Below are 6,941 nucleotides of genomic sequence, written 5' to 3' on the forward strand. Positions count from 1 at the left end.
TCCGCACCCCCCGCGTCCTCGTCCCCGCGCCGCGGACCCCCCTCGACGCCCCGCTGCCGGTCGCGGTCTGACCGGAGCGAGACGGCGGACCCGCCGGCCCTCCGGTCGACCCCCCGGACCGGGAGCACGGCGGGACCCGCAGACGGCCGGTGCCGGTGCGCTCGGGCGCGCGCCGGCACCGGCCGTCCCCTCCTCCGGGTGCCGGTAACCTGGCACGACCGGCCTCCCGCGGCGTCCCCACGCCGCGCGGCCTACGGTGTGGCGCGGGCGCAGGGCGCCCGCCCCGTCGCCGACCCGTCGCCAGCCGTACCCGTCACGAGAGACCCACCGGTGCAGACCCACGAGATCGTCCGTCGTTTCACCGCCCACTTCGAGAGCAACGGGCACACGCCCGTCCCCAGCGCCTCGCTGATCCTCGAGGACCCGCAGCTGCTGTTCGTCAACGCGGGCATGGTGCAGTTCAAGCCGTACTTCCTCGGCGACGTCCCCGCGCCCTACCCGCGCGCGACGTCGATCCAGAAGTGCGTCCGCACCCCGGACATCGACGAGGTCGGCAAGACCACCCGGCACACCACGTTCTTCCAGATGGCCGGGAACTTCTCCTTCGGCGACTACTTCAAGCGTGGCGCCATCGAGTTCGCCTGGTCGCTGATCACCCGCAGCCAGGACGAGGGCGGCTACGGCTTCGACCCCGAGATCATCTGGGTCACCGTCTACCACGACGACGACGAGGCCATCGCGCTCTGGAAGGAGATCGCCGGCCTGCCCGAGGAGCGCATCCAGCGCCGCGGCGGCGACGACAACTACTGGGACATGGGCGTCCCCGGCCCCGGCGGCCCCTGCTCGGAGATCTACGTCGACCGCGGCCCGGAGTTCGGCGCCGAGGGCGGCCCCGAGGCCGACGAGGACCGCTACCTCGAGATCTGGAACCTCGTCTTCATGCAGGACGAGCGCGGCGCGCTGTCCCCGAAGAAGGGGCACCCCCCGATCGGCACCCTGCCGCACAAGAACATCGACACCGGGATGGGTGTCGAGCGGGTCGCGTTCCTGCTCCAGGGCGTCAACAACGTCTACGAGACCGACCTCGTCCGCCCGGTCATCGCCAAGGCCGAGGAGCTGTCCGGGAAGCGCTACGGCGCGGGTGGCCCGGACGGCGAGATCGACGACGTGCGCTTCCGCGTCATCGCCGACCACGCCCGCTCGTCGCTGATGATCGTCGGCGACGGCGTCACCCCCGGCAACGAGGGCCGCGGCTACGTGCTGCGCCGGCTGCTGCGCCGCATCGTGCGTTCGGCCCGGCTGCTCGGCGTCACCGGGCCGTGCCTGGGCGAGTTCGCCGCCGTCGTCCGCGACACCATGGCGCCGACCTACCCCGAGCTCGCCACCGACTTCGAGCGGATCTCCGCGGTCATCCGGGCCGAGGAGGACACCTTCCGCGCCACGCTGACCGCCGGCGAGCGGATCTTCGAGGGCGCGGTGTCCCGCGCCCGTTCCGCCGGCAGCGACACCCTGCCCGGCGACCAGGCGTTCGCGCTGCACGACACCTACGGCTTCCCGATCGACCTGACGCTGGAGATGGCCGCCGAGGCCGGGCTGTCCGTCGACCGGGAGCGCTTCACCGCGCTCATGGACGAGCAGCGCTCGCGGGCCAAGGCCGACGCCGCCGGGCGCAAGGTCGGCTTCGTCGACGCCTCGGTCTACCGCGCCGTCCTCGACACCCACGGCGCCACCGACTTCCTCGGCTACCAGACGCTGCAGTCGGAGTCCCGCGTCGTCGGGCTGCTGCGCGACGGCGCCACCGTGCCCGCCGCCCATGAGGGGGAGCAGGTCGAGGTGCTGCTCGACCGCACCCCGTTCTACGCCGAGGCGGGCGGCCAGCAGGCCGACACCGGCCTGCTGCGCGGCGCGTCCTTCGAGGTCCGGGTCGACGACGTCCAGTCCCCGGTGGCCGGGCTGCGGGTGCACCGCGGCGTCGTCACCGCCGGCACCGTGACCCTGGACGCCGAGGTCGTCGCCGAGGTCGATCGCACCCGCCGGTCCGCGATCTCGCGCGCGCACACCGCCACCCACCTCGTGCACGCCGGGGTCCGCGGCGCGCTCGGCAGCGCCGCCGCCCAGGCCGGGTCGCTCAACGCCCCGGGCCGGCTGCGGTTCGACTTCACCTCCCCGACCGGGGCCGTGCCGCCCGCGGCGCTGGTCGAGATCGAGGAGGAGGTCAACTCGGTGCTCCAGGAGGACCGGGAGATCCAGACCTACGAGACCTCCATCGACGAGGCCCGCACGCTCGGCGCGATGATGCTGTTCGGCGAGAAGTACGGCGACCGCGTCCGCGTCGTCGACATGGGCGACTACTCGCGCGAGCTGTGCGGTGGCACCCACGTCGGGCGCACCGGCGAGCTCGGCCTGGTCCGGGTGCTGTCCGAGGCCTCCATCGGCTCCGGGGTGCGCCGCGTCGAGGCGCTGGTCGGGCTGGACGCCTTCAAGCACGCCACCACCGAGCACCTGCTGGTCAACCAGCTCGCCGACCAGCTCAAGGCCCGCCCGGAGGAGCTGCCGGAGCGGATCAACGGGATCGTCGAGCGGCTGCGGACCGCCGAGCGCGACCTGGAGAAGCACCGCGCCGACGCCGTCCTGGCCTCGGCCGGGGCGCTCGCCCAGCAGGCCGAGGACCTCGACGGGACCGCCCTGGTCGCCGTCACCGCTCCCGACGGTGTCGGTGGCAACGACCTGCGGACCCTCGCCGCCGACGTCCGGGGCAAGCTGGGCGACCGGCCCGGCGTGGTCGTGCTGTTCGGCGTCGACGGGGAGAAGGTGTCCTTCGTCGTCGCCACCACGAAGGCGGCCCGGGACAACGGGATCGCCGCCGGGAAGCTGATCGGGGAGTTCGCCGCGGCCGTCGGCGGGCGCGGCGGCGGCAAGCCCGACCTCGCCCAGGGCGGTGGCACCGACCCGGCCGGGATCGACGCCGCGGTGCAGAAGCTGCGCGCCGCGCTGCGTCCGTGACCCTCACCCGCGGGCGGCGCCTGGGCATCGACGTCGGCGCCGTCCGCGTCGGGGTCGCCCTGTGCGACCCGGACGGGATCCTCGCGACCCCGGTCGAGACCGTGCCCCGCGACGCCGAGGGCGGCGCCGACGTGCGCCGGATCGCCGCGCTGGTGGCCGAGCACGACGTCGTCGGCGTCGTGCTCGGGCTGCCCCGGAACCTGCGCGGCGAGGACGGCCCGGCCGCCGTCGCCGCACGGGAGTTCGCCGCCGCGCTGGAGGCGGGGCTCGCCGCGGCCGGGTGCGCGGTCCCGATCGAGCTGACCGACGAGCGGATGACGACCGTCGTCGCGACCCGGCAGCTGGCCGGGCGCGGCGTGCGCGGCCGCAAGCAGCGTGCGGTCATCGACCAGCAGGCCGCGGTGGCCATCCTGCAGGGCTGGCTGGATACCACCCGCGGAACCTGATCACCGTGACCGGGGGTGACCACGGGCCGGGTCCGCGGCGGATACCCTCGAGCCCGTGACCGGCGCCGGCGAGAACGACGTGACGTCCCGGGGCCCGATGTGAGCGTGACCGCGGGGCCCGTACGACACCGTCCGACCCCGGTGCACTTCCGGCGGCGGCGGCTCGCCCTGCTGGGGTCGGCGTTGCTGGCCGGCGCGGTACTCGTCGCCGTCGGCCTGTACCTGCGCGGCGCCGACGACTACGCCGGTTCCGGGAGTGGATCGGTCGTGGTGCTGGTCGAGTCGGGCGACTCCACCAGCGCGATCGGGGAGACCCTGGCCGGGCTGGACGTGGTGAAGTCCCGGGCCGCGTTCGTCGAGGCCGCCGCCGAGGAGCCCGACATCCAGCGGGTCCAGCCCGGCTACTACGAGCTGCGATCGCAGATGTCCGGCGACTCCGCGGTGGAGGGGCTGCTCGACCCGGAGCGGCGCGTCGGGTTCTTCGACGTCAAGGGCGGTGTCCAGCTCGACGACACCCGCGCCCCGGACGGCACCGTCTCCCCGGGCGTGCTGTCCCAGATCTCCCGCGCCACCTGCCTCGGCACCGCCGACGGGGACGCCCGCTGCACCGACGTCGACGCGCTGCGCGCCGCGATGGCCGACGCCGACCCGGCCTCGATCGCCGTCCCCGAATGGGCTCGCGCGGGCTACCGGGCGGCCGCCCCCGAACGGCGGATGGAGGGACTGGTCGCCCCCGGGCCGTACGACCTGGACCCGCGCGGCACCCCGGAGCAGGTGCTGCGCCAGGTGCTCACCGCGTCGGCGACCAGGCTGGAGGCCGCCGGGCTGGGCGGGGAGAACGCCTACCGCACCCTCGTCCTCGCCTCCGTCGTGGAGAAGGAGGCGCTCGTCCCCGACATGCCGAAGGTGGCCCGGGTGATCGAGAACCGGCTCGCGGTGAACCAGCGCCTGGAGATGGACTCCACCGTCAACTACCCGCTCGACGTGCAGGCGCTGCGCACCACGGCCGAGGCCCGCAGCACCCCCGGTCCGTACAACACCTATCTCAACACCGGGCTGCCGCCGACGCCCGTCGCCTCGGTGTCCACCGCGGCGCTGTCGGCCGCGGAGTCCCCGGCCGCGGGCCCGTGGCTGTTCTTCGTGCGGTGCACCACCGAGGGCGCCTCCTGCTTCGCCACGACCTACCCCGAGCACCTCGGCAACGTCGACCGCGCCCGCGCCGCCGGAGCGTTCTGACCCATCACCGGGCGCGCATGCAACCTGGGCCCAACCCGTGACGGCGCTCACCCCCCGCCGGTAGACCGGGCCCTGACAGCGACGTCAGGCGAGAGGAGCCAGCGATGCGTGCGGTCGTCTACCGGGGGCCCGGGGACCTCGACATCACCGACGTGCCCGAGGGCGAGGTGGGTCCCGGCGAGGTCCGTCTCCAGGTCGGGTTCAACGGCATCTGCGGCTCGGACCTGCACGAGTACTACGCGGGCCCGATCTTCATCCCGAACGGGGAGAAGCACCCGCTGACCGGCCGCGAGCTGCCGCTGACCCTCGGCCACGAGTTCTCCGGCACCGTCGTCGAGATCGGGGCCGGCGTCGAGGGCGTCGCCGCGGGCGACCGGGTCGCGGTGATGCCGCTCTACACCTGCGGGACCTGCTCACGCTGTTCCGAGGGCCGCTACAACGTGTGCGCGCAGATCGGCTTCCACGGTCTGATGGCCGACGGCGGCATGGCCGAGACGACCGTCGTCCCGGCGCACATGCTGCACCCGCTGCCGGAGAACGTGTCGCTGGAGATGGGCGCGCTCGTCGAACCCATGGCCGTGGCCTACCACGCGGCCGAGCTCGGCGGGGTGAACCCGGGCGACACGGCGCTGGTGTTCGGCGCCGGGCCGATCGGGATCGGCCTGTGGTTCGCGCTGCGCGGCATGGGCGTGGAGGACGTCCGCGTCGTCGAGCCGTCGGCGACCCGGCGCGGCGCGATCGAGCGGCTCGGCGCGCACACCCTCGACCCGACCGCCCAGGACGTACCGGCGATCGTCGCAGACCTGACGAACGGCCGCGGCGCCGACGCCTGCTACGACGCCGCGGGGGTGGCCCCGGCCGTCGCGACCGCGCTGGAATCGCTGGGGGCGGGCCGCCCGATGGTGAGCGTCGCGATCTACGAGACGCCGCTGGTGACCCCGCTGCTCAACCTGGTCCTCGGGGAGTCCCGCATCCAGGGCTCGCTCTGCTACACCCACTCCGACTACCGGGCGGTGATCGAGCTGATGGCGAAGGGTCACTACGACACCACCGGCTGGATGGAGAAGATCGCCATGCGCGACGTCGTCGAGGAGGGCTTCGAGGCGCTGCACGCGGGCCGGAAGATGAAGGTCCTGGTCGACCCGTCCCTGGCCTGACCCGGGGGTCACTGCCCCCAGAAGCCCTCCGGCGGCCGGGGCGAGGGTGCGGCGCACGCGTCGGTGACGACGCCCGCGCCGCGCCCCAGGGCGCGGGTGTCGGCGTCGTCGAGGACCCGGGCCGGGAACGGGTCCCCGGCCGCCCGGCGGGTCACCCCGGGCACCGGCAGCTCCCGGTCCGACGCGGCCAGCACGAGGTTGCCGAACCGGCGTCCGTGCAGCACGTCCGGGGCGGCGACGAGCGCGAGCTCGGCGAACGCCGCCCCGGCCGTCTCGATCTGGCCGGGCAGGAACGGCCAGGGGGCGCCGTCGCCGAGGTTCGCCACGTGCATCCCGGTCGGCGCGAGCACCCGGCGGACGGCGGTGAGGAACTCCGCCGTCGTGACCTGGGCCGGGGTGCGGGCCCCGGCGAACACGTCGACGACCACGACGTCGAACGACGCGGGCGCGAACCGGCCGAGGGTGGCGCGCGCCTCCCCCGTGACCACGGCCAGCCCGTCGGCGACCCCCGGGCCCGGCAGCCGGTGCGCGACCAGGGCGGCCAGCTCACCGTCGAGCTCGACGACGGTCTGGGCCGACCCGGGGCGGGTCGCGGCGACGTAGCGGGCCAGCGTCCACGCCCCGCCGCCCAGGTGCAGTACCCGCAGCGGCACCGCGGGCGGCGCGGCGAGGTCGACGAGGTGGGCGATCCGGCGGACGTACTCGAACTCGAGGTGCTCGGGGTCATCGAGGTCCACATGGGACTGGGCCGTCCCGTCGAGCAGCAGCGTCCACGACGACGGCCGCGCCGCGTCCTGCACCAGCTCGGCGACGCCGTGGTCGACCTCGGCGCGGACCACCGCCCCGGCCCGGCGGTCACCCTGCGGCGCTCTGGAACCCATTCCGGTCATCCTGCCCGCGCCGGGCGGGTTGTCCACAGGCGGGCAACCCGTCGTTCCGGACGGCCCGGCCCGGCCCAGGATCGAGGCATGGTCACCGTCACCGTCGCTGTTCCCGTCCTGGTCGCCGCCGTCCTCGGCGGGGGCGCCGGCGTCGCGACCCGGCGGTGGCTGGCCCGGCTGCCGCGCGGCGCACCGGTCCCGGCCGGGTGGTGCGAGGC

Annotated in this window: 5 protein-coding genes; 4 read left to right on the forward strand and 1 reads right to left on the reverse strand. The window is 74.9% G+C overall.

Features of this window, described 5'->3' with window-relative positions:
* The first annotated feature begins 330 nt into the window (after window positions 1-330).
* The 4 genes from alaS to NH602_RS26225 all read left to right on the forward strand — a co-directional run bounded on the left by alaS (window position 331) and on the right by NH602_RS26225 (window position 5,842).
* A complete protein-coding gene (alaS, locus tag NH602_RS26210; RefSeq protein WP_253069179.1) occupies window positions 331-3,003 on the forward strand; it encodes an alanine--tRNA ligase in 2,673 nt (890 codons plus the stop codon).
* On the forward strand, window positions 3,000-3,449 hold the full coding sequence (gene ruvX / locus NH602_RS26215; RefSeq protein WP_073574677.1) for a Holliday junction resolvase RuvX: 450 nt from the start codon (window positions 3,000-3,002) through the stop codon (window positions 3,447-3,449). The genes alaS and ruvX overlap by 4 nt, the downstream gene beginning before the upstream one ends.
* Window positions 3,450-3,590: 141 nt before the next feature.
* Window positions 3,591-4,685 (forward strand): endolytic transglycosylase MltG, encoded by a 1,095-nt coding sequence (gene mltG / locus NH602_RS26220; RefSeq protein ID WP_253069180.1) that lies wholly within the window; start codon window positions 3,591-3,593, stop codon window positions 4,683-4,685.
* Between the two features lie 104 nt (window positions 4,686-4,789).
* Window positions 4,790-5,842 (forward strand): 2,3-butanediol dehydrogenase, encoded by a 1,053-nt coding sequence (locus NH602_RS26225; protein ID WP_253069181.1) that lies wholly within the window; start codon window positions 4,790-4,792, stop codon window positions 5,840-5,842.
* An 8-nt stretch (window positions 5,843-5,850) separates the two neighbouring features.
* Here NH602_RS26225 and NH602_RS26230 read toward each other — a convergent pair whose 3' ends face one another.
* The gene (locus tag NH602_RS26230; RefSeq protein ID WP_253069182.1) at window positions 5,851-6,723 is read right to left on the reverse strand and encodes a spermidine synthase; all 873 of its coding nucleotides are present in this window, start codon (window positions 6,721-6,723) and stop codon (window positions 5,851-5,853) included.
* Between the last annotated feature and the right edge of the window lie 218 nt (window positions 6,724-6,941).

This window comes from Pseudonocardia sp. McavD-2-B, from assembly GCF_024124365.1.
Lineage (GTDB): Bacteria > Actinomycetota > Actinomycetes > Mycobacteriales > Pseudonocardiaceae > Pseudonocardia > Pseudonocardia alni.